The organism is Nitrosophilus sp. (assembly GCF_982775275.1).
This window is the reverse complement of sequence record NZ_CEXZHP010000335.1, coordinates 1-1,090: the sequence shown is the minus strand read 5'-3', so window position 1 is coordinate 1,090 and position 1,090 is coordinate 1. Positions and strand designations below refer to the sequence as shown.

Annotated in this window: 3 protein-coding genes; all 3 read left to right on the top strand. The window is 32.1% G+C overall.

Annotated features, from left to right (window positions below; all coding sequences use genetic code 11):
- The coding region (locus AC30RD_RS09825; RefSeq protein WP_489494383.1) for a 3'-5' exonuclease at positions 1-277 on the top strand (277 nt) is incomplete at its 5' end.
- A complete protein-coding gene (locus AC30RD_RS09820) occupies positions 274-486 on the top strand; it encodes a DUF3310 domain-containing protein (protein ID WP_489494382.1) in 213 nt (70 codons plus the stop codon). The genes AC30RD_RS09825 and AC30RD_RS09820, both read left to right, overlap by 4 nt.
- Positions 479-1,090, top strand: a 612-nt coding sequence (locus AC30RD_RS09815) for a hypothetical protein (RefSeq protein WP_489494380.1), incomplete at its 3' end; no start/stop codon positions are given. The genes AC30RD_RS09820 and AC30RD_RS09815, both read left to right, overlap by 8 nt.

Sequence of the window (1,090 nt, the reverse complement as noted above, 5' to 3'; positions counted from 1 at the left end):
CAATGAAAAATTATATATTAGAGCAATGCTAGGTAACGGAGAAAAATTAAGTCAGGATGCAAGAATTAAATTATCAACTATACACACTATAAAAGGAGATGAAGAAATTAACGTTATCGTTATTTTAGATAATACAAATAAAATAAGAAAGTCCGTAGAAAATAATCCTGAAAAACAAGACGAAGAGCACCGAGTATGGTATGTGGCAATTACTCGTGCCAAACAAAATTTATACTTATTGAAAGCAAAAATAGAAAGAAAAGGATACCGGTTATGAGTGTATATAAAAAACAAATTGGTGGATCTCATTATCTCAAAATGAAGATTCAACCATCTGAGTTTGCCAATAAGAACAATTTGCCCTTTGCAGAAGGAAATGCTATCAAATATATTTGTCGGCATAAGTATAAAGGAGGAAAGGAAGATTTAAAAAAAGCAAAGCATTATATTGAAATGATAGAAGAAAGAGATTATGGCAATGAATAAAACCCAACCCCCTACAATTTATATCGGTATGCCTTGTTATGATTCAGTTAAAATTAATACTATGCTCTCTATTGTTAAACTGGCAAAAGAATTTACTAAAGCAGGCCTGGAATGGAAAATGGACACGCTCAAATCCCCTTATATTAGTAACGCTAGAAATGGTTTAACATGTTTATTTCTACAAAGCGGTTATGATTATCTGCTCTTCATTGATTCTGATGTTGAATTTAAACCAGAAGCCGTTATTAAAATGTTAATAACCAAGAAAGATGTCGTATTAACTCCTTATCGAGTTAAAATTCCTGAAGATCCTTCTTCCATTAGATATACGGTCAGTTTTGAGGACGATAAAAAAATTTCTACTCTTCCCGGAGATCTTGTTGAAATTAAACAAGGCCCCGCAGGATTGATGTTAATTCATAGACGTGTCTTTGAAGCTTTAATGAAAAACTACCCTCGTTTAAAGATGAAAAATAAAAAGGATAGCTATCTTTATAACTTTTGGGATACCACATTTGATCTCGATAAAGGTCTGTGGAGAGGTGAAGATATTTCTTTCTGTAATCTGGTACGAGAATCAGATTTTAAGATCTATGCTAACATT

Bases quoted from the DNA above. Each gene is read 5' to 3' on its own strand.
- AC30RD_RS09820 (WP_489494382.1), top strand. From the start codon at position 274: ATGAGTGTATATAAAAAACAAATTGGTGGATCTCATTATCTCAAAATG.